Below are 20,298 nucleotides of genomic sequence, written 5' to 3'. Positions count from 1 at the left end.
GGGGATTGGGATATTATCCGTTGTTATTCGAATGCCCTTTCTTTTTGTCGCAGGAACTCAATCAGGGTCCGGACGCGTAATGGCATCAGGGCCTTTTCCTGATACACGGCATAGATAGGGATCGCCAAGTCATGCACATCGGGCAAAAGGCGGGTTAGATCTCCCTTTGCCAGCTCGTTCTTCATCATGAAGCTGGGCATAATCGCAAAACCCAGATCATTTAATACAAACTCTTTCACTGTGGCGGAGGTGCGAACTTGTACTTTCGGGCTGTGAGGTAATCGGGTGATCGTCCCTTGGCTGTTGGTTAGGGTGAGCTGTTTGTCGCCGTGGACGATGTGATGGCTTATCCAATCAAGTTTCAGCAGATCTTCCGGTTTGGTGACGGGGGCAACCTTGGCGAGGTAGGCAGGGGAAGCGCACAGCATATCGCGGAAGTAGCCGAGCTTGACCGCATACAGGCTGGAATCCTCCAAGGCTGAAGAGGCACGCAGTGCAATATCACAGCGTGATTCAATCAAGTTGCTATAACTGTCGCTTTCAACAATATCCAGTTTGATCTTGGGGTAGAGGTGGAGAAATTCACTCAGGATATCGACCATTGCCGAGCTGGGGGTCGAAATCCGGATGATACCACTTGGGATCTGGTTGGTGTCTTGCGTCTCTGCATTGGCCTCAAGGGCGATTTCGCCAATCAGCTTACATTTGTCGTAGTAGCGGGCTCCTGCATCAGTTAGCGACAGTGAGCGGGTTGTACGGTGCAATAGGCGGGTATTCAAGGATTGCTCGAGCTTGGAAACAATTTGGGAAACTCGTGCCTTGCCGATATCCAGCTCTTCGGCAGCTAAGGTAAACGACTTTCGTTCCGCGACTTTGGCAAAAACCATCATGTCATCAAGTGAGATCATAGTGCGCATTGTTTAGTTTTAATTAACAATCAGTTTAATCAAAGGCTAATTATCTATCAATCATCAAACGATATAGTGTCTCCATCAACAGCGAGACGCCCGCGCATGAGGGGGATCGCTGTCTTATTTAGCATCAATAGATGGAGAGACAGATATGTCAGATCGCAAAATTCTTGTTACGGGTGCCTCAGGCAAATTGGGTGCGCAAGTGGTCGAAAGCCTACTGAAGGAGCTGGGTGTGAAACCAAGCCAGCTGATTGTGACGACGCGAAATGCAGAGCGACTCCAGATATTGGCTGCGCAAGGTGTCGAGGTGCGCGAAGCTGACTTCTTCAGCGCGGCATCACTGGAAAATGCCTTTCAGGGTGCAGATAGTATGTTGCTGATTAGCATGGATGCCACGGGCCCGCGTACCCAGGCTCACTTAAATGCCGTGGCAGCGGCAGAAAAGGCCGGCGTTGATCATATTGTCTATACCTCGATGGGGGCGGCGCAATCGTCACCGGTTGTTTTTGCCCATGAGCATGCCGCAACGGAAAACGCCATTAACCAAAGTGCCATCGCGAACGCGACGATCCTGCGCAACAACTGGTATTTTGAGAACCTGCCGGAATATTTCGCCAGTGTGCTGCAAACGGGGCATTGGCTGAGCTCTGCCGAAGAAGGCCGAGTGGCACAGCTGTCTCGCAAAGATTTGGCCTTTGCAGCGGCGTCTGCCCTTGTTAAGCCAGCACAGGGCAAGGTGACGTTGGCGATGAACGGCCCGCAGTCACTGACCCACGCCGATATGGCTAAGCTAATCGACAAGGTGCTGGGTACTTCCACCACTATGGTGCATCTGACGGATGAGGACTATCAGGCACAGCTGGAATCATTCGGGCTGCCAGCACCGATTGTTGATTTGTGCGTGACGATGGATCAGCATAACCGCGCCCAGTGTTCAGATGGCACCAGCGAGGCATTTGAAATCCTTACTGGAAAGCAGCCTCAACCCTTCGAGGCTTGGCTTCAAGAGCACAAAGCCGATCTCATCAAGCTGGTTGCTTGATAGTACACAAAAGGGACGCCTTGGCGTCCCTTTTGTTGTATGTGGAGACACTTAGCCTGCCACAGGTTCGACACGGTATTGGTGAATTACCATTTTCCCTTCGCTATTCAAAGAAAGTTGCCAGGTTTCGTTGACCAGAATATTGATGGTTTCGCCGTTGAAACACGAAGTTGCTTGGGTATCTGCCTGTAGGCGCACTCGAAGTTCGGCCTCATAGCGATCGCCGTTGGGTTTAATCTCTATTTGCTCGATGGTATGGGTGCATCCCGGCTTGAATAGGCTCCGCGCTGTACCGTACCAGTCACGGAATCCGTTGACGCCATTGAAAGTACCTTCGGGCATATCCATGATGAGATCATTGGCAAGATGCACGGTAAAGCTATCGGTATTCTCCGGTAGTTTATCCATGGTCGCGAACCATTCGATGATCTGTTGCTTGATAGTGTTTTCGCTGCTTTGGGCCAGAGTATTGATCTGTTCGGCAAGGCGAACGGCATGGGCTTTGGCTCTGTCTTGCACCTCTGTCAGTTCGTTATAGACCCCTGGGATATAAACCATGCGGTGGCTGTAAACCGGTTTTTGGTAGTTCATCCCTGCCAAATAGGCTGTTTGCTGTAGCGGGTGCATGATCTGTTCGATGGTGAAGTGGTTGTAGCCGAGCGGATCATAGGATTCGGCCGGGCCGCCGATGGTAAAGGACAAAATGAAATCTTTGCCTTTTAGTTTGTCGCCTTTACTGCCGTAGGCGAAGTTGTAGCTAAATACGTCATCGATCCATTTTTTGAGTAGGGCCGGAACGGAATACCAGTAAAACGGAAATTGGAACACGATGATATCGGCCTTGAGTAGTGCTTGCTGTTCGGCGGCGATATCGATCTGGTAGTCTGGGTAGAGGCTGTCTAGGCGACGCACTTCAAGGCTATCGATACGGCGTTCGAGCTCATTGAGGATCACGGTGTTGGTATTGGAAGACTCAAGGTTTGGGTGGCCTGAAATCACAAGTACATGGCTCATGGTGCTGTCTCCTAGCTATGTGGTCTTATTGCAGGTGTAGGGCCCTACAATGAAATCTAAAAACGGTTGATGTGGTTGCCAGTGTACGTGAGCCAATAGCTAATGATTAGATGACTTTTCTTTAAATCATTATTAGTCTTTAGCTAATAATAAAGTGTGTACAGTGGTGCTGGGTACACGGTGCCTAGGTGAATACGTGAATGAATGGAACGACATTTAATCAGTTGACAATGTTTCATACGATTGTCAATGAAGGCAGTATTACCAAGGCTGCCCAGAAATTGGAAATTGCCTCGCCGTCAGTCAGCAATGCCCTCAAGGCGTTGGAGAATGAGTTGGGGTTGCCTCTATTTACCCGTACAACTCGGCGCATTGAGCTGACCGAGGCCGGTAGGCTGCTGTATGAAAGTACCAAGGGGGCGGTTGCCGAGCTTAATGTGGCTGTTGAAAGTATTAGTGATCTTAGTAAGAGTCCGTCTGGTAAGGTGCGGCTGACGGTGCCGCGTTTTGTCTATCAAACACTTATCAAGCAGGTTTATCCCGAATTTTGCCAGCGTTATCCGTCGATTGAACTAGAGATCTCTATTTCGGATGCTGCCATTGATATTCTCAAAGAGGGGTTTGATGTGGGCATTCGCTTTGGTCATCGTATCGAAGAAGGGATGGTGGCAAGGCCCCTGACTCCGCCGATGAGAGAGGCATTGTTTGCTTCGCCCGGTTATGTGGCCCATTGGGGGAATCCCTTGCAGCCAGCTGATCTGAAACAACATAGGCTGATCCAGTATCGATTTATTGCGTCTAATCAGTTGGCACCGTTGGTGCTCAATAACCACGGCGAGTCACTGACCGTCGATATGGCCAATGCGCTGGTGGTCAATGATACCGATGTGATGGTGGATGCCGCCCTGAATGGGCTTGGTGTTGGTCGAATTGTCGAACCGATAGTTGCCGGGCATTTCGCCAAAGGGGATTTGGTGCCGGTGCTGGAGGCGTTCTGGCATACCTATCCTGGGGTGTTTATCTATTTTCACAGAAATGCCCAGAAAGCGAAGCGGGTTAGGGTATTGATTGATTTTCTGCTTGAGCGCAGCCAGGTTGTCTGAGTTCTTTGCCTTGTTTAATGGATCAAAAAGCCCTGCCTGATGGGATACATCAGCTGGCAGGGCTTTGTCTTTTTAGCTTGTCTTTTTCGTTAGAGCTAAACTAGTTAGCTCGCTTGATATTCCGGGTAATCCAGAAGACCTTTTTCATTGCCCCCAAACAGGGTATTTGGATCATGCTCGGCCATCGGGTAGCCGTGCTGGATTCGGCTTGGCAGATCCGGGTTTGCGATGAACGGACGGCCAAAACCAATCATGTCCGCCAAGCCGCTGTCGATAGCTTCGCTCGCTTTGTCGCTGTTGTAGCGACCCGCATAGATGATCACGCCCTTGTAGGCATCGCGTACTGCCTGCTTGAACTCGGCGGGTGTGTCTGGTGCATCATCCCAATCCACTTCGGCAATATGTACGTAGACCACGTTGAGTTCGTCGAGCAACTTCGCGGCGGCAGTGTAGGTCTCGACGGGCGTCTTATCTACCGTGCCGTTTAGCGAGGTAAACGGTGCAAGGCGAACACCGACACGGTCGGTGCCGATGGCATCGGTCATTGCTTCAACGACCTCGCCCAAAAAGCGCAGGCGGTTTTCGATTGAGCCGCCGTATTCGTCGGTACGGTTGTTGGCTTCTGAATCGATGAACTGGTTCACTAGGTAACCGTTCGCCGCGTGCAGTTCGATACCGTCAAAACCGGCCTCAATGGCATTGAGTGCTGCTTGGCGGTATTCGCCAACGACTTTCTTGATGTCTTCCTTGGTCATTTCGCGCGGTTCGACAACCTCGACAAAACCCGGCGCATCGGTGCCGTTATCAATGAAGACCTTGACGTTTTCGGCCTTCAGTGCCGATGATGAGATGGGTTGGTTACCACCGATATTATCCGGGTGGGTCACTCGACCAACATGCCATAGCTGGGCAAAGATAGCCCCGTCTTTTTCATGTACAGCATCGGTGACTTTTTTCCATCCGGCAATGTGTTCTTGGGTGTAAATGCCCGGTGTCCAAGCGTAGCCTTGACCCATTTCAGATATTTGGGTTCCTTCGGCAACAATCAGGCCCGCACTTGCACGCTGTGCGTAGTAGGTTGCCATCATATCGTTGGCGACATTGCCCGGCTGACTGGCGCGAGAGCGCGTCATTGGCGGCATAACAATACGGTTGTTCAGTAATAGCGAACCCAGTGTGATAGGTCGGAAAAGTGCATTGCTCATACTCTGGTCCTCTTATTTGCTGACTTGGATAAGTTCGATTTGGTAGCCGTCCGGATCTTTGACGAAGGCAATATGGGTTTCGCCTCCCTTCATTGGTCCCGGTTCGCGGGTAATATTGCCACCCACTGATTTGATAGCGTCGCAGGTTGCGTAGATATCGTCGCAGCCAATTGCAAGGTGGCCGAATGCATTGCCAAGATCGTAGTGATCGGTATCCCAGTTGTAGGTCAGCTCGATGGTTGCGCTGTTGTGGCCTTCGTAGCCGACGAAAACCAAGGTGTAGCGATATTCGCTGTTTTCGAATTTGTCCAAAACGCTCATGCCTAGCACTTTGGTATAGAACTCAATGGATTTATCTAAATCGGTAACACGAAGCATGGTGTGCAGAAATTTCATGGCGAACCTTCGTTGACATGTTGAACGGGTCAAATGCCGTAGCATTTCAAGGCTGAACTATGCAGGGGATAGCTCGTTGATGACCACTAAGATAGGCCTTTTTCTGCCAAAAATTAAATTATCATAATTTATAACTTTGATAGCAAAACGTTATGGTTGGTGGGTTTTTCGATGAAAATAAAAAAGCACCCGAAGGTGCTTTGTTCGTTGTTGCCTGCTGTTGCTATAAGGGAGTGTAACGCTGATGCGATTCCCTTAGATTTTGAACTGCGAGGTCATACTGTGCAGGTTGTTGGCCAGTGTCGATAGCTCTTCGCAGGCACGCGAGGTTTGGGTTGAGCCTTCGGTTACTTCGCTGGCTGCCTTGGTGATCCCCGCAACGTTGATCCCCAACTCGTCAGATACGGCAGTTTGCTGCTCGGTGGCGCTGGCGATTTGGCTGCTCATATCGAAGATCTCGGAAACCAGTTGGTTCATCTGTTCGATAACCTCGCCGCTGCGGTTGACGGATTCAACACCGCTGGCAATTTTCACCACGCTTTCGTTCATCGTCATTTCGGCAGCGACCGCCTGCTCCTGCAGGTGCTTGATGATGTTGCCAATCTCTTCGGTAGAGGCTTGGGTACGGGTTGCCAGCGAACGAACTTCGTCAGCAACGACCGCAAAACCACGGCCTTGATCGCCCGCGCGGGCGGCTTCGATTGCGGCGTTTAGGGCAAGCAGGTTGGTTTGTTCAGCAATAGAGTTAATCACATCGACAATAGAGCCAATACGCTGGCTTTCTTCTACCAAGCGGTGGATGCTGTCTGTCGTGTTACCCATTTCTTCTTCAACCAAACGGATTTGGTTGATGGAATCAGAGATTGATTCGCCCCCGACTTTGGCATTGTGTGCCGCGTTGTTGGTTGCCGTTGCTGAGTTTTCGGCATTGTTGGCAATATCAAGCGAAGTGCTGCGCATCTCTTCCATGGCGGCGGACAGCGAATCGAGCTGGCTTTGCTGATCCTGCATATTGGCCGAGGTTTGTACCGAGATCGCGCTCACTTCTTCGGCGGCCGTACTCAGTTGTGCACTGGATTCAACAATGCGAGAGAGCATGGTTTGAATGTTGACGCGCATCTTGTCCAGCGAGCGGGAAAGTTCGCCGAATTCGTTTTTGCCGTCATCAACAATTGATTGGCTCAAATCTCGGTTGCCAATGGCTTCTGCTGATCTCATGGTGACAGAGAGCTGGGTGCTCATCTGGTTTACCATCAAGGTGGCAACGATAGAGGCAGCGATAAGACCGGCAATAAGTACTTGAATAGTCAGCGTGTTACTGTCGTCTGTTTTCTGAAGGCTAGCATCGGCAAAGTTATAGCCGAATTCACCCAAGACATTTTGTAGCTCTGACAGCAGTGGTGTTAGCTCATCGCCCATCGCGACTACCGCTTTTAGCGCGGTATGGTATTGGTCAATGCCGCTATCGAGCATTTGCATCGCTGTTTGGTAGCGTTTTGCCGCAGCCAAGACTTCAGCCGTTGCGGGATCGGCTTGATTTTCTTTTAGGATATTAACGGCGGAAGTGATTTGTTCAAGGGCATTGTCTAGGTAGTTGATGCGCATTCCCGCCACAAAACCGTTGTACCACAGGCCCGCTGTGATCAGATTTTGTGATGCTTCAGTCGCTTTTAGCTTCCATGCTTGGGAGTAATTGGCGGTGGCGACATGTTGGCCGAATTTGCGGAATTTATCACCAGAACCTAGCACACCGTATTTTACCGCTTTGTCTACCAAGCGGTAATAGTCGAACATGTGCTTAGTTTGTTGAACATAAGTAGGAATGAGCGTTTTGATTTTACGGCCCACTTCGGTTGTCGCATCAAACGATTTTGCCATTTCATCCAATTGGCTAAGCGCTGATTCTGCTTTGGCAACGCCATTGAGATCGCGTGGATTTGCCCAAGTGGTCACAAAGGTTACTCGGGCAATCCAAGCTTGGGAGGCAAAGTCCGTTGCAATTTTAAGGTGTTCGATTTCGGTTGCGCGTTGTTGCTGGAATTGGCGCTCATTGTTTTTGTGGCCGCTGTAGAGCCACCATGAAAGTGCCATAATCAATGCCGCCATCATGATGCTTGGCAGCATGACGGATGTGCGGAAGCTAATATCTTTTAAGCGTAGAGGTATCATTCTATTGTTTACTCTTATTGCCACTTCTTGTTTTTGTCCATATCTGCTTACCATTGCCGGCTGACTATTCCATCGCGCACACGCAAGGGCGGCGTAATATAACCGCAAAGTATGATTTTCAGTGATCTTATAAATTGTAATAAAGTGTGATATTTAGCCCAAAAAATGAACGTGCAATCGTTTTTCTTACGAGGAGGGATTAGCGGTATTGAATTAAATTCCCAATGGGTATAACTGCGGCTTTGGCGGTAAAAATTGCTTTTGATGACGATGAGAGTTTTATGTGGTGGCATATCGGCAACCGAAAATAAAAAAACGCTGTACGGAATACAGCGGTACCTTGAATGTGGCGTTTCTTTTTGGGGGTATTCAGAAGCCTTGCCGACTAAGGTAAAAATGAGCAAAGGGTTAAACGGTGATTTCTAGGGTATTGCCTTCTGGATCTCTAATCGCGCATTCGTAATATCCGTCACCTGTCCGGCGTGGCCCGTCGATCACGGTGAAGCCATCCTTGACGAATTGGGCTGACATCCGCTCGACGTCCGCTTCAGAACCCACGGAAAAGGCGAGGTGGGCATAGCCTGTGAGTCCTTCAATACTGTCTGCTTCTGTTGTCCTCTCTGCCATATGCATCAGTTCGATTCTCGCCCCTTCCGGGAATGACAAGAAATATGACGAGAACCCTTTTTTGGGGTTGGTGTATTTGTCATTACTGCTGGCATTGAAATAGTGCTGGTAGAAGTGTTTCATCTTTTCCAGATCCCGGCACCAAATAGCGATATGTTCAATTTTCATTGTTTTTTTCTTTCTCTTTCTTTTTCTCTTTGTTGTCTGCGTTTTCATCTGGCCATTGGTATAACGCCAGTAGCTCTTGGGTATAGATGATGCACTCTCTTTCGAGCGCGTTGCGGCTTGCGATTAACCGCTCTTGAAAGTAGTTGGATAACGCACGGGCTTGTATGCGTATGTTTGTCTGATTGGTACTTCCTTTGAACATACAACCTCCTTAATGGCTGCCAATCGATAACAAGAGAAGGGCTTGTGGCTCGTTCTATAGAGGTATTGTCATGCAAAACAAGGAAGTGAAAAACTGACGGAATATTTTTATTAATTGCCGTATTTAGCGGTGAGCTGGCAAAATAAGCCCTAATTGGCTGATACAGGGAACAGCTTTGGGCTGAAAGGTGCCGGTTTTGTTGAAGAGTAAGCAGTTTTTATATTATTCGCGGTTGTGTGTGCTTGGGGTCCGGCAAGATATTGCGATCACGCTGGATGAAGTGGCCGAGGCGATGTTTACCAGCTCGCGGTATTGCCGGACATTGCTCAGGGAGATGCAGGCGTTGGGGTGGTTGGCATGGTCTCCCAAGGTTGGTCGTAATCAGCGTTCCGGGTTGTACTTGAATTACTCTTTGCCTTCCCTTAAAGCGGAAATTGCCCAGTCGATGATCGCTGAGGGAAAATATGAAAGAGCCTTGGCGTTAATTGACAATGATCAGGCGCTGTTTGGCCAGCTGCTGAAAAAGACCTCCGGTACTAATCGTCGCGAGGGACGTCTTCATATTCAGCTAACCTATACCCGTGCGTTTTCTCCTTTGTTACCTCATTACGCGGCCAGAAACAGCGAGCGGTTTTTTCTTCGCCAGATCTATAGCTGTCTGACTCAATGCGATGCTTTTGGCAATGTGACAGCGGATCTCGCTCATCATTGGGCCTTTGATGAAAACACCTTGCAATGGCGTTTCTATCTTCGGCCACAACTAGTGTTCGATGATGGTAGCGAGTTGGATGCCACGACTGTTGCGGCGTTGTTTAGCCGTTTGAAGCAGCGGGATGTTTATCGGCAGGAACTTGAGCACGTTGTCAGTATCGAGGCGGTTAGTTCTCAATGCGTTGTATTTACCCTCAATCAATCTGATTGGGGATTTGCCGGGTTATTGGCGGATGTCCGATATGCCATTCAACCTGTCAGCCAGCTGGAGGCGGCTCCGACAATTGTCGGAAGCGGGGTGTTTAGGGTGCAGGAACACTCTGGGCAACGGTTAAAACTGGAAGCCAACGGGTCTTATCACGGTTATCGGGCGTTGGCCGATACGGTGTCAATTTGGCAGGTGCCAGCCCCCTTGGTGGGGCGCGAGGATACCAAGGGGCCAGCCAGCAAAGCAACGCTGGCTGATGCCATGGTGGGTGATGGGGGGACCTGTGCGAACTATCTGTCGTTAAGCGGCAGCAAGGCTCCGGATCATCGTCAGCGAAGCCGGCTTGAAGATGGCTGCTTGTTGGCATTGGTTAACCGGCATGCAGATCTTGATGCCCTGCAGCGTCGCTATTTGGCCCAGTTGTTTGCCAGCGATGAGTTGGTGGATCAATTTAGGCATACCAACAGTGCCATAGATGTCGTGCCTGCTTATAACTTGCTGCCCCAATGGCTGAAGGTGGCCAGTCCTTGCCTTGTTGAGCCTTCGCTGCCAGCGCGGATCAGTATCGGTATTTATCGGCAGCAGGCGTTGCAGGCGGCAGCACAGACGGTTTTGCATTTATTGGCGCAAGTGGGTGTGCAGTGTGATATTACGGTTTATGCCTTTGATGAGTTCAGCCGTATGGCTCAGGAAGGTGCATTGCGTGAGGATCTGCTGATCACCAGCCTTAATTTTGATGACAACCGGCCTTCCTCGGCATTTCGGTGGATGCTTTCTAATCCAGTGTTGTATCAATGCTTGGCTTCTTCTGAAATAGAGTGGCTGCGTTGTGAATTGACCCGAATTCGCCAGACCCAGAAATTACCTGACTACCTTGATCAGTTGGAGGTAATAGCAACGGCATTGATAGCCGATGGCCGTTTGTTGCCGATATTCCATCATCAGCAAGTGCTCAATTTTGATGATGTTTTGAAAGGGGTGGCAATCAATGTGTGGGGGTGGCCGGAATTGAGGGATGTTTGGTCTGAGGATTGAGCCATTATTCGTGTGCACAGAGACCTAAGCGACATCTCAATGAGGTATCGTGAGGTAATTGGGTTATATGCGGGTTGTTTCATTGTGATATCGGCTGTATTTACATTCTAGGTTCATTGTCTGGTTGGGTTAGTTTTGTGATATTTCATTCCCTACACATAATTAGGGGATGAAATATGCGTCAGGCATATCGACGTACATTGGCCCGCCTAAGTTGCGCAGCGCTGTTGCTGGGGGGGACTTGGGGCAGCTTTCAGGTTTTGGCCCGTAGCGATCAGCCACATGATCTGACTTATGAGCGAAATTGCCATCTAGAGGGTATCCGGGAAAAAGTCCATTGTAATACCTTACCTGTTGCCGAAAACCGCAGCGATTCCACGAGCCGGAAAATTGAACTCTCGTATTCGGTCTTGCCAGCACATAAGCAAAAATTTCCCGACGAAGCTTTTGTGATCATTGCTGGGGGACCCGGCCAGGCGGTGTCGGATTACGCTGGGGTATTTGATAAGGTATTTTATGCCATCCGCCAGAGTCGGGATATTATCCTGCTGGATCAACGGGGAACGGGGCGCTCCAACCCTTTGAACTGCGAGTCGGGCGAAGAGATGTCCGACTTGAGTTTTGATGATCGTGCCGTTGATTATCCTGCCCTCGCCAAGGCGTGCCGAGAGGAAATTAAAGCCGATGTCAGCCAGTACGGTTCGTTACATGCGGTAGCGGATTTGGACGCATTGCGTCAGCATCTTGGGTACCGCAAACTGCATCTCTATGGCGTATCCTACGGGACTCGTGTCGCCCAACTCTATTTGAAAAAGTACCCTGATCATGTTGCGACAGTAAGCTTGGATGCGGTGATGCCGCTGGAAAAGAGCTTGTTGAATAGCGACGGCAATGTTGCCCGAAGTGTATCCGGCCTGCTGGCACAATGTGCGGCGGACCCTGATTGTCACCGTTTCTTCCCTGATCTCGATAACAAGCTCAAAAGCATCAGCCGTTCATTGGTTGATCAAGTTGTTGATATCGAAACCATGCATCCCATCAGTGGTGAGATAGGCACCGTACGTTTAACGAAAACAAAGTGGGAGAGCCTGATCCGCACGGGTCTCTATGCCGATTCATCGCGGGCGATGCTGCCTTTTGTTATTGACCGCGCCGCCAAGCAGCAATTTAGCGCCATTGTTGGTTTGCTTTCTTCATGGAACCAGAATTTGACCATGTCGATGGGGATGCATGCCTCGGTGGTCTGTGCGGAGGACTGGGGAAGGGCAACTGACACCGTACGCCAGCAGATGGCGCACGATAATGACTATGGCGCTCGCCAGTCGTTGGCGCTGTATCAGGCTTTTTGCCGCGAGTGGCAGATCCCCTTGGTTGACCCGGCTGAATTTGAACGGTTTGAATCGAAAGTGCCGGTTCTGATGCTATCTGGTGGTTATGATCCTGTGACCCCACCAGAATGGGCGAAGCCGCTCGAAACGGATTTTTCTAACTCCTTGCACCTCGTCTCGCCGTATTCTTCCCACGGCCTTGCCCTGCAAACCTGTGCCAATGGCATTATTGCCGATTTTGTTGATAAACAGCAGCTCGATGAGCTTGATACGGATTGTATCGACAACCGCCAGCCGCGTAAGTTTTGGCTGAGCCCCAACAGTGCCGAGCCACGGTTTACCCAAGAAAAAAACCGCAACAAGGAGGACGCATCATGATCAACGTTGAAGGGTTGACCAAGCGCATCGGTGAGATACAGGCGCTTAACGGTTTGAGTTTCAGTGCGGCTGATGGCCAGATCACCGGTATTCTCGGGCCTAACGGTGCGGGCAAGACGACGTGTCTTCGCACAATGTTCGGCTTGTTGAAGCAAGATGAGGGCAAGGCGTATGTTGACGGTATCGATGTTCATCATGATCCGATAGCGGCAAAGCAGCGGTTGGGATTGTTTCCTGATCCTTTCAGCCTTTACGAGCATCTGACCACCCGTGAATATCTAGAATTCAATGCCCAGCTCAGTGGCTTGCGGCCAGCGGACGTTAAGGCTGCCGTAGATTGGGTTATTTCCGAGCTGGATATGGCTTCGATTGCCGATAGGAAAACCAAGGGGTTTTCCCAAGGCCAGAGGATGAAAGTCGCCTTGGGGCAAGCTATCGTCCATCGGCCGCAGAATATTATTTTGGATGAGCCGACCCGAGGGCTGGATGTAATGAGTACCCGTGTGTTGCGCCAGTTGCTGAATAACCTCAAGCGACAAGGGCACTGCATCGTATTTTCAAGCCATGTGATGCAGGAAGTCAGTGCACTTTGTGATCATGTGGTGGTGATGACCGAGGGGAAGGTCGTGGCCTGTGGCAGTCCCGCGTCGCTGTGTGCCTCAACCCGCAAGGAAACATTGGAAGAGGCATTTATCTCGATTATCGGTACGGAAGAGGGGATCGCGGCATGATGACGATACTCAGGGCCTTGTTTGTCAAAGAGTGGAGGCAGGCCACGCGCTGTTCGCGTACGTTGCTGGCAGGTTTGTATTTTGCCATCGGCGCGCCGTTTTTGACGGTGTTGGGATTTTCTTTTGGAATGTCGATGATAGGGGATAACTCGGCAACGAAAATTCATATTGTGGGGAAGGGCATAGCCCCGGATCTGGTGGCATTTCTCAATAACTATCAGATCGAGCATGTCCCGGAGGATGACGCCCATTTTACCTTGGTGATCGGCGATCGTTATGCAGAACAGATGCATAGCGCAGAGCCTGCCACGGTGACGATTGTGGCGGATTTTTCGGATGAAAAATTGATGGGGAAATTGTCGCGGGTGCAAGCCTTGCTGCAGGTGTATTCTGCGGAGGTCGCCTCGCTGCGCCTGCTCTCGAGGGGGGTAGACCCTATCGTGATCAATCCGCTGGATATTCAGGTCAAAGATATCTCGTCGAGTCAGGATAAAGGTGCGCTTTTTGTTGGGATGATTTTGTTTTTATTCATCTATTCATTGTTTATTTCATGTTTGAGCATGGCCATTGATACAACCGCTGGCGAGCGGGAGAAAGAGACGTTGGTGTTATTGCTCAGTCATCCGGTCATGCCACAGACGATTATTATTGCCAAGGTATTGTGCGTGTCGTTGATGTCTTATATCGGTTATTTGCTCAGCGTGTTGTCAACGAAGTTCATCTTGCCGTTTGCGCCGTGGGATGAGCTGGGCATGAAGGTTGAGATTGGAACGGAAATGGTACTGGTACTGGCTGTGATTGGCTTGCCGTTGGCGTTTCTTTGTTCGTCGTTTTTGATGCTGACGTCATTTTTGGCCAAGTCATTCAAAGAGGCCCAATCCTATGTCACGTTTGCCTTGATTGTGCCGATGCTGGCGATCAGTGCGGTGATGTTCAATGTTGCCGGCGGGAGCATTGAATATTGGCCGTTGGTCGGCCAGACCTATACCTTGCTTGAATTTGTGGGAGGCCAAGAGATTAGCACCGTGGCCGTATTGGTTCAGGCTGGAGGGACACTGGCTCTAACGGCACTGCTGGTGCTGGCAATGGCCAAGCTGCTGCGGCGAGAGGCGTTTATTTTCGGCTAGTTGGATAAAACATCTGCGATTGGCAAGCAAAACAAGCGTCTGGGTGGTGTGTTCTTAGATAGCGGTAAAATGGCGTCTGCGCGCACGGTAGCGATCATGCGATTAGGGTATAACTATACTTCTACTGGTATGTACATTGAAGGAACCGCAATGAAAACCTTTCCAGCCGGATTTTTGTGGGGCGGCGCTATCGCAGCCAATCAGGTCGAAGGCGCATTTGAGACGGATGGCAAAGGGCTGTCGACGTCAGATATGCTCCCTAATGGTATTTTGAGTCCGCATCAAAGCCGTGACGAGAGAACGCCGGGGATCAAGGATTTGGCGATTGATTTCTACCATCGCTATCCGGAAGATATCGCGTTGTTCAAGGAGATGGGGTTTACCTGCTTACGCCTATCGATAGCCTGGAGCCGGATTTTCCCAAATGGCGATGAGGCAGAACCTAACGAGGCCGGGCTGGCGTATTACGACCGGATTTTTGATGAGCTAGCCCATCATGGGATCACACCGTTTGTCACCTTGTCCCATTATGAAATGCCTTACTATTTGGCTGAACACTATGGTGGCTGGGCAGATCGTCGTTTGATTGGTTTTTTTGAGCGTTACGCCAGTACGGTGTTCCAGCGTTATCAGGATAAGGTAAAGCTCTGGCTGACATTCAATGAGATCAATATGTCTCTTCATGCCCCGTTTACTGGGGTCGGGTTGGATGAAGCCGCATCAGAAGCTGAAATCTATCAGGCCATTCACCATCAGCTGGTGGCAAATGCCAAGGCGGTGTCTCTTTGTCATGCGATGATCCCTGATGCCCAAATTGGCAATATGCTGCTGGGGGCGATTAACTACCCGTATACCTGTAATCCGGATGATGTGATTGCGGCTATGCATGAAAACAACAAATGGTTGTTTTTCGGGGATGTTCAGACCCGTGGTCGCTATCCGGGCTATATGCTGCGCTATTTTAGGGAAAATGGTATTGAGATTACTATGGCCCCGGGGGATTTGGAGGCGATTGCGGCAGCCAGTGTCGATTTTATCTCGTTTAGCTATTATGCGAGTGGGTGTGCTAGTGCTGATCCCAAGCAAAAAGAAGTCGGAAACATTGTCGATAGTGTGCCGAACCCTTATCTAGAGAAAAGCCAATGGGGCTGGTTGATTGATCCTAAAGGATTGCGGATTTTGCTGAATTTCCTTTATGACCGTTATCAAAAGCCTTTGTTTGTGGTTGAAAATGGTCTGGGTGCCCGTGACGAAGTCAATGAGCAGGGGGAGATTGAGGATGATTACCGTATCGCCTATCTCAATGACCACTTGGTTCAGGCTCGTGAGGCGGTATTGGATGGTGTGGAGCTTATGGGGTTCACATCATGGGGCCCGATTGATTTGGTAGCCAATTCAACGGCAGAAATGAGCAAACGCTATGGATTCATCTATGTTGACCGCCATGATGACGGCAGTGGTGAGCTTACCCGGATGCGCAAAAAGAGTTTTGGTTGGTATAAGCAGGTAATCGCCACCAATGGAGCCTCATTGAAGAGTCGTTAGTACCTGATTGTTATGTGAAAAAAGCCACCTTTCGGTGGCTTTTTTGTTTTTGAGGTAACGTAATGTGCTGGAATTTTCACGCAGTTATCGAGTGTGTTAGTTCACTAGAGTAACCTGCTGGTCACAATGGCAGACCCTATTGCACCGCATTTTCCTTTGCTTTTGTATTGGTGTGGGTAAATAAACCTTGGTTAGGCTTGTCCATCATTTGGTCATACAGGGCGACCGTTTCCTCAAACTGGCGTTTTTCTTTGCTCGGTACGGATGAGGCCATTGGAATATTGGCTGTCATCGGGTTGACCGGGCGGTTGCGGATCAGAAACTCGTAATGGATATGAGGACCGGTTACACGGCCGGTTGCGCCAGCCAATGCAATCTTCTGTCCACGGGAGACTTTCTGTCCTTTATGAACCAGAATCTTGCTGTTGTGCAGGTAGCGGGTGCGGTAGTTTGTACCGTGCTGGATCACGATATATTTCCCAGCGTAAGGGTGGCTGACCGTCTGGATCACGACACCATCACCGGTGGATAACACTGGGGTGCCTTTCGGTGTGGCAAAGTCAACGCCGTTATGTGGCGAAACTCGCCCAGTTACCGGATGGCGACGTTTAGGGTTGAAGCTTGAGCTGATGCGGTACTTGCGGTTGGCATCATAAGGGTAGCGTAGGAATGCACGTTGTAGGCTATCGCCTTTAGCATCGTAGAAGTTACCGTCGCTGTGTAGGTAGGCCGAGATTGTTTGGCCGCGGTTGTGGATGCGAATAGCGCGGATCTCATGTTGGCCGGTAAGCTCTTTGTCTACCGACTGACGGGAAACAATCACTTCGAAGTTGTCACCAGCACGAAGATCGCGGGCAAATTTCATTTTGTCTTTGAGTAAATTGGTGATTTCATAAATTTCGGTGGCATTGAGGCCAGCTTTTTCGGCAGAGACTGAGAAGCTGCCGTGGATCTCCCCAGTGGCGATAAGATCATCCCAGTCACCAGGAATATTGATTTCTTCAATTTCAAAGCCATTGTCATCAACGCGCTTGTAGGCCACGATTTGGGCTCGGTTGAATTCAAGCTCTAGACGTTCAAGTTGGTTGGTCCCATCAGCTAACCAGAAACGCAGTTTATTGCCTGGCTGAAGGGTATCGATTTTAAGGTGGTTGAGATCAGCTTCCATTAATTGTTGCATGCTGGCAATAGGCACATGGAGGCGAGAAAAGATACCACTGAGGGTATCGCCCTTTTTGATCGTGTATTCAAAACGAGGCTGTTCGATATGGGCAGGATTATCGCTTTGAGTCGGTGCCCACGGGGCAGAACTAACAAGATTCAGGGGGATAGTGCGGTCCGTTTGCGACGGGGTACTGAACAAGACGGCCAATGTGATAAAAGAGAGGCTGGCAACCCCCAAAATTGTAGCCGGCATCCACTTTTTGGATTGCACCGAAGGTTTGTTAGATATCATGGCATTCTTCGTTTTATTAGTTTAGTCAGTACTGGCTTGGTGTTGATTGCCGTCCGTGATGGCAAATTCCAAAGTTACGTTTAACCGTTTTGTGTGAAACGTGCGCAGTACTATACGTCCTAGCAAGGAAGCATGACGAAGGTACGTTGTACTCATGCTGGTTGCTTCCTTGCAAAATTCTTTTAAATTATCAATCGCACGATTGATTGCCTAAAGTGGCTCTATTTTCGGTATCGTCTCAAAATGATACACATGAGCGTTACACTGAAAAATTCAATCAAGATATTATTTTTTCACTTTTTACTCAGTCTAGTGTGCCATACAAGGAAATTTTTTGTGTAAAAAAGCCGATGCAAACCACAGAAAAATACCTTTTAGTACACGAAATATGTAAAAAACGTGACCTGTGTAATGTTTTTTACTGCATCAATTCACGCAATGTGACAAAACGAGCGAAAACAAGTCATAAGCATAAATCTGACATACTCAACGTTAATATCAGCATCATCACGCATATTCTGCACCTGCTTTCTGACAAGTCTATGAGGAAAAAGTTCTACATAAAGGCAGAATTATCTGTAAGTTATTGTCAGGAACGACGGTTGAGGATGGATCTGAGTACATTCAGTCTATTTTGAATTCTGTATATAGATGTGAGCTCGATGATAAGGGGACAAATTTATCTTGAAGAAGGACGAATTGACCGTTGATACGATGAAAGAAGTAAGTGAAGTGGTTGGTAAGGCAGGTAAACAGCAAGGCCATCGCGGCCTTGCTGTATCAGTAATAGAATAACGCTTATAGGTAGCGGATGTTTACTGCTTCAAGTGCGCAGTTTGAATCATCCACGGTAAATTCAACCATGCTACCAGATTCAGGCTGTTGTAGGCTGGTAATCTGGCAAGCTGAGAAATTGATATCGCCACCCAGATCACAGGTAATCATGCCTGTGTTGTTTGCTGGGTTAAAGCTGCGAATAATACCTGTTTGTGCATTCATGGTGTTTTCCTTTTCCCATTACCTGCGGTTGGCACCTTGTGCTTGTCTTGGCTAAATGCCAGAGCAGGTGTTTTGGGATAAATTGAGTATTAACAGTGCGTTCTTAGCCAGAGGCAATGAATCATACCGAGTTCCAAAACCAGCCCTTGTAATCATCACATTGGGCTGAGTTACTCAACAACCTTCCTAATTGTTTACCGGAGCTCACCTAACTCACGGCAACGCTTGCAGTCATTCGCAACATATGTCTGCAAGGGGGGGATCATTGTTCTACGTTGAGGATGCAGCTGACTTTGGCGAGAAGTGAGGCATGGACGTGGAAAATGAAAGATCGGTTAAAGGTCTGAGTAACAGACCAATCAACACTAACTATAAATTTGATTCTTGTAAACAGACCAAATTGCAAAAATATGTGACTTTTATCGATTTTTGTTACTTGAAATGAAAGTGTTGAAATAAAAATTAAACTTATCACACTGTTTTTAATGGTTTTATTGGGTGTGTGGCTTGGCGTTGAATGGCATTGGTATAATGCGTGTTTTTTTCTGTGCAATAAATCAAGCGATGTTTATTTGACCGTATTGATTGACCGTTCGACATGGCTTTATGTGGGACGTTCTTTTCTGGCAGACCAAAAATGCAGTAGTAGCGAGAAGGTGTTGTACTTTATTCGCAGGCTGTCTGGGTTTTCTGACGTAATACTTACGTTTATATGACGCTATACCAACATAAGGCGCGCTATAATTTTGTCCACGCATTGAGATTGTATTCACAAGGATTACACCATGAAAAAAACCTTTATTGCACTGGTAGCTGCTGGCTTTGTTTTGGCTGGCTGTGATCAGCAGGGCGCAAATGACCCTGCCGCACAATCAAATGATAGCCAGGCGGTGGTTGAAACGACGGTTGTAGAGGATGGAGCGGGCGAAACCGTAGATCTTGTCGTGACAGAAAAAGAGCAAGCCGAGCAGCCTGTTGTTGATAGTGCGCATAATGCCCAAAACGCATTGGATTGGAATGGAACGTATACCGGTATTTTGCCATGTGCAGATTGTGAGGGAATTAAAACCGAGTTGGTACTTGGACAGGATGGTACGTTTAACTTGACGGAAGTCTACCTAGGTAAAAAAGACGGGACGTTCGAGCATGATGGTACATTTAACTGGAATGCAGCCGGTAATACGATAGCTTTGCCGGGGATCAGCGATCAGCCGATTCAATATTTTGTAGGGGAGAACCAACTGTTCCGTTTGGATCGCGAAGGCAATCGCGTTACTGGTGAATTGGCAGATCACTATACGTTGAAGAAACAGTAAGTTTGTTGTTTAGCAAAAGAGCGCCAGTAGGCGCTCTTTTTTGTTTTAGGGCTGCTGGCCGTTATTTGTTCAGAGCTTGATCAAGCCACTGATCGAAATGGCCTTTTGGTAGTGCGCCATTGATAGTGTCGGCGAGTTGACCGTTTTTAAATACCATGATGGTTGGAATGCTACGGATTCGGTATTGGGCTGCAAGTGCTTGCTGGGCTTCGGTATCAATTTTTACGAAGCGTACATCACCGTTACGTTCTTTGGCGACATCTTCGAAAACAGGAGCGAAACCGACACAAGGGTTACACCACGGTGCCCAGAAATCGACAACTACAGGCTTGTCACCTTGTAATAATGACAGGAAGTTATCTGATGTCCCTTCAACGGGTTTGCCGTCAAGCAGTGGCTCTTTGCAGACGCCGCAAGTCGCGACATCATCTAGGCGCTCGGTAGGGATACGGTTCATCGCTTTGCAGTGAGGGCAGCGGGTAGTCATCGAAGTCATAATTGCGTTCCGTTCTATTTTGTTACGCACTAATGTAACGACTACCCAAGTATTAGGAAAGTAGGAATAACAGATTGTTGTGATAGACGATTTCTATCAAGCCTTGCTCTGCTATTACAAGGTTATGA

18 protein-coding genes are annotated in these 20,298 nt (G+C 48.9%); 8 read left to right on the top strand and 10 right to left on the bottom strand.

The window, feature by feature from the left end; genetic code table 11:
* Nucleotides 1-23: 23 nt before the first annotated feature.
* On the bottom strand, nt 24-908 hold the full coding sequence (locus ACSF8X_RS21940; RefSeq protein WP_500852145.1) for a LysR family transcriptional regulator: 885 nt from the start codon (nt 906-908) through the stop codon (nt 24-26).
* Nucleotides 909-1,062: 154 nt separating this feature from the next.
* On the opposite strand from ACSF8X_RS21940, the gene ACSF8X_RS21935 reads away from it, so the two are divergent.
* A complete protein-coding gene (locus ACSF8X_RS21935; protein ID WP_500851458.1) occupies nt 1,063-1,956 on the top strand; it encodes an SDR family oxidoreductase in 894 nt (297 codons plus the stop codon).
* A 51-nt stretch (nt 1,957-2,007) separates the two neighbouring features.
* Here the strand turns inward: ACSF8X_RS21935 and ACSF8X_RS21930 are convergent, their stop codons facing one another.
* Nucleotides 2,008-2,970 carry an NAD(P)H-dependent oxidoreductase gene (locus ACSF8X_RS21930; RefSeq protein ID WP_500851457.1) on the bottom strand — a complete coding sequence of 321 codons (963 nt, stop codon included), beginning with the start codon at nt 2,968-2,970 and terminating at the stop codon, nt 2,008-2,010.
* Between the two features lie 200 nt (nt 2,971-3,170).
* Here ACSF8X_RS21930 and ACSF8X_RS21925 point away from each other — a divergent pair, with 200 nt between their 5' ends.
* A complete protein-coding gene (locus tag ACSF8X_RS21925) occupies nt 3,171-4,073 on the top strand; it encodes a LysR substrate-binding domain-containing protein (RefSeq protein WP_500851456.1) in 903 nt (300 codons plus the stop codon).
* 104 nt (nt 4,074-4,177) lie between these two features.
* Here ACSF8X_RS21925 and ACSF8X_RS21920 read toward each other — a convergent pair whose 3' ends face one another.
* The 5 genes from ACSF8X_RS21920 to ACSF8X_RS21900 all read right to left on the bottom strand — a co-directional run bounded on the left by ACSF8X_RS21920 (nt 4,178) and on the right by ACSF8X_RS21900 (nt 8,840).
* Nucleotides 4,178-5,278: an alkene reductase gene (locus ACSF8X_RS21920; protein WP_500851455.1), complete on the bottom strand. Its 1,101-nt coding sequence runs from the start codon at nt 5,276-5,278 to the stop codon at nt 4,178-4,180.
* A gap of 12 nt (nt 5,279-5,290) precedes the next feature.
* Nucleotides 5,291-5,674, bottom strand: a complete 384-nt coding sequence (gene gloA, locus ACSF8X_RS21915; RefSeq protein ID WP_500851454.1) for a lactoylglutathione lyase — start codon at nt 5,672-5,674, stop codon at nt 5,291-5,293.
* 255 nt (nt 5,675-5,929) lie between these two features.
* Nucleotides 5,930-7,843, bottom strand: coding sequence for a methyl-accepting chemotaxis protein (locus ACSF8X_RS21910; RefSeq protein ID WP_500851453.1), 1,914 nt, complete (start codon nt 7,841-7,843; stop codon nt 5,930-5,932).
* Between the two features lie 408 nt (nt 7,844-8,251).
* Nucleotides 8,252-8,638, bottom strand: coding sequence for a VOC family protein (locus tag ACSF8X_RS21905; protein ID WP_500851452.1), 387 nt, complete (start codon nt 8,636-8,638; stop codon nt 8,252-8,254).
* Nucleotides 8,628-8,840, bottom strand: a complete 213-nt coding sequence (locus ACSF8X_RS21900) for a hypothetical protein (RefSeq protein ID WP_500851451.1) — start codon at nt 8,838-8,840, stop codon at nt 8,628-8,630. Before ACSF8X_RS21900 ends, ACSF8X_RS21905 begins: the two co-directional genes overlap by 11 nt.
* A gap of 187 nt (nt 8,841-9,027) precedes the next feature.
* On the opposite strand from ACSF8X_RS21900, the gene ACSF8X_RS21895 reads away from it, so the two are divergent.
* From ACSF8X_RS21895 to ACSF8X_RS21875, 5 genes are all read left to right on the top strand, one after another.
* Complete coding sequence (locus ACSF8X_RS21895) at nt 9,028-10,794, top strand: SgrR family transcriptional regulator (RefSeq protein WP_500851450.1); 1,767 nt, start codon at nt 9,028-9,030, stop codon at nt 10,792-10,794.
* A gap of 176 nt (nt 10,795-10,970) precedes the next feature.
* Nucleotides 10,971-12,500 carry an alpha/beta fold hydrolase gene (locus ACSF8X_RS21890; protein WP_500851449.1) on the top strand — a complete coding sequence of 510 codons (1,530 nt, stop codon included), beginning with the start codon at nt 10,971-10,973 and terminating at the stop codon, nt 12,498-12,500.
* Nucleotides 12,497-13,231, top strand: a complete 735-nt coding sequence (locus tag ACSF8X_RS21885) for an ABC transporter ATP-binding protein (protein ID WP_500851448.1) — start codon at nt 12,497-12,499, stop codon at nt 13,229-13,231. Before ACSF8X_RS21890 ends, ACSF8X_RS21885 begins: the two co-directional genes overlap by 4 nt.
* Nucleotides 13,228-14,358: an ABC transporter permease gene (locus tag ACSF8X_RS21880; RefSeq protein WP_500851447.1), complete on the top strand. Its 1,131-nt coding sequence runs from the start codon at nt 13,228-13,230 to the stop codon at nt 14,356-14,358. Before ACSF8X_RS21885 ends, ACSF8X_RS21880 begins: the two co-directional genes overlap by 4 nt.
* Nucleotides 14,359-14,508: 150 nt before the next feature.
* Complete coding sequence (locus tag ACSF8X_RS21875) at nt 14,509-15,903, top strand: glycoside hydrolase family 1 protein (RefSeq protein WP_047880847.1); 1,395 nt, start codon at nt 14,509-14,511, stop codon at nt 15,901-15,903.
* A 136-nt stretch (nt 15,904-16,039) separates the two neighbouring features.
* Here the strand turns inward: ACSF8X_RS21875 and ACSF8X_RS21870 are convergent, their stop codons facing one another.
* Complete coding sequence (locus ACSF8X_RS21870) at nt 16,040-17,359, bottom strand: peptidoglycan DD-metalloendopeptidase family protein (protein WP_500851446.1); 1,320 nt, start codon at nt 17,357-17,359, stop codon at nt 16,040-16,042.
* Between the two features lie 798 nt (nt 17,360-18,157).
* Nucleotides 18,158-18,358 carry a cold-shock protein gene (locus ACSF8X_RS21865; RefSeq protein ID WP_047880811.1) on the bottom strand — a complete coding sequence of 67 codons (201 nt, stop codon included), beginning with the start codon at nt 18,356-18,358 and terminating at the stop codon, nt 18,158-18,160.
* Between the two features lie 785 nt (nt 18,359-19,143).
* Between ACSF8X_RS21865 and ACSF8X_RS21860 the strand changes: the two genes are divergently transcribed.
* Nucleotides 19,144-19,674, top strand: a complete 531-nt coding sequence (locus ACSF8X_RS21860; protein ID WP_500851445.1) for a copper resistance protein NlpE — start codon at nt 19,144-19,146, stop codon at nt 19,672-19,674.
* A gap of 61 nt (nt 19,675-19,735) precedes the next feature.
* On the opposite strand, the gene trxC is transcribed toward ACSF8X_RS21860, so the two are convergent.
* Nucleotides 19,736-20,170 carry a thioredoxin TrxC gene (gene trxC, locus ACSF8X_RS21855; protein WP_500851444.1) on the bottom strand — a complete coding sequence of 145 codons (435 nt, stop codon included), beginning with the start codon at nt 20,168-20,170 and terminating at the stop codon, nt 19,736-19,738.
* Nucleotides 20,171-20,298: the final 128 nt, after the last annotated feature.

It is taken from the genome of Photobacterium panuliri (assembly GCF_059920555.1).
The sequence above is the reverse complement of the archived record's forward strand: the minus strand, read 5'-3'. Positions and strand labels throughout refer to the sequence as shown.

Coding starts and splice junctions, on each gene's coding strand:
- ACSF8X_RS21940 (WP_500852145.1), bottom strand. CDS start 908: ATGATCTCACTTGATGACATGATGGTTTTTGCCAAAGTCGCGGAACGA.
- ACSF8X_RS21865 (WP_047880811.1), bottom strand. CDS start 18,358: ATGAATGCACAAACAGGTATTATTCGCAGCTTTAACCCAGCAAACAAC.
- ACSF8X_RS21875 (WP_047880847.1), top strand. CDS start 14,509: ATGAAAACCTTTCCAGCCGGATTTTTGTGGGGCGGCGCTATCGCAGCC.
- ACSF8X_RS21935 (WP_500851458.1), top strand. CDS start 1,063: ATGTCAGATCGCAAAATTCTTGTTACGGGTGCCTCAGGCAAATTGGGT.
- ACSF8X_RS21870 (WP_500851446.1), bottom strand. CDS start 17,359: ATGATATCTAACAAACCTTCGGTGCAATCCAAAAAGTGGATGCCGGCT.
- ACSF8X_RS21925 (WP_500851456.1), top strand. CDS start 3,171: ATGAATGGAACGACATTTAATCAGTTGACAATGTTTCATACGATTGTC.
- ACSF8X_RS21890 (WP_500851449.1), top strand. CDS start 10,971: ATGCGTCAGGCATATCGACGTACATTGGCCCGCCTAAGTTGCGCAGCG.
- ACSF8X_RS21885 (WP_500851448.1), top strand. CDS start 12,497: ATGATCAACGTTGAAGGGTTGACCAAGCGCATCGGTGAGATACAGGCG.
- ACSF8X_RS21910 (WP_500851453.1), bottom strand. CDS start 7,843: ATGATACCTCTACGCTTAAAAGATATTAGCTTCCGCACATCCGTCATG.
- trxC (WP_500851444.1), bottom strand. CDS start 20,170: ATGACTTCGATGACTACCCGCTGCCCTCACTGCAAAGCGATGAACCGT.
- gloA (WP_500851454.1), bottom strand. CDS start 5,674: ATGAAATTTCTGCACACCATGCTTCGTGTTACCGATTTAGATAAATCC.
- ACSF8X_RS21880 (WP_500851447.1), top strand. CDS start 13,228: ATGATGACGATACTCAGGGCCTTGTTTGTCAAAGAGTGGAGGCAGGCC.
- ACSF8X_RS21900 (WP_500851451.1), bottom strand. CDS start 8,840: ATGTTCAAAGGAAGTACCAATCAGACAAACATACGCATACAAGCCCGT.
- ACSF8X_RS21905 (WP_500851452.1), bottom strand. CDS start 8,638: ATGAAAATTGAACATATCGCTATTTGGTGCCGGGATCTGGAAAAGATG.
- ACSF8X_RS21920 (WP_500851455.1), bottom strand. CDS start 5,278: ATGAGCAATGCACTTTTCCGACCTATCACACTGGGTTCGCTATTACTG.
- ACSF8X_RS21860 (WP_500851445.1), top strand. CDS start 19,144: ATGAAAAAAACCTTTATTGCACTGGTAGCTGCTGGCTTTGTTTTGGCT.
- ACSF8X_RS21930 (WP_500851457.1), bottom strand. CDS start 2,970: ATGAGCCATGTACTTGTGATTTCAGGCCACCCAAACCTTGAGTCTTCC.